At 67.0% G+C, this 330-nt stretch carries 1 protein-coding gene; it reads left to right on the top strand.

Annotated elements, in window-relative coordinates; all coding sequences use genetic code 11:
• Window positions 1-25: 25 nt before the first annotated feature.
• On the top strand, window positions 26-330 hold a 305-nt coding region (locus PUR56_RS06255; protein ID WP_329948158.1), incomplete at its 3' end, for a hypothetical protein.

Here is a 330-nt window from a genome sequence, read left to right on the forward strand (position 1 = left end):
CTGCTTTCCCAGCGATCCGTCCGGCATGGAATTCCACCGCCGGGCGATGGAAGGGCTCGCTCTGCGGCACGGCCTTCAGGCGCCGCTCGTGAACCTCGATAACGGACGCAGATACCGCGATGGCCTGCCCCAGCTGGAACTGCTCGAACGCGGCATCGCGAAAGGGTGGATCGATCTGCTCTTGGTCCCTGGTCCCTTCGTCTTCGCGCTCGACGACCGGCAGGCCGCGGCCACCGTCGAACGGCTGCGCCTCCTCGGCTGCCGTCTGGTCGAAATCCTGCCCAGGTGGTCCTATCGATACGACGCTCCGGTCGGCAGCCGGGCGGTTTC

Source organism: Streptomyces sp. BE303, assembly GCF_036290945.1.
Taxonomy (GTDB): Bacteria; Actinomycetota; Actinomycetes; order Streptomycetales; family Streptomycetaceae; genus Kitasatospora.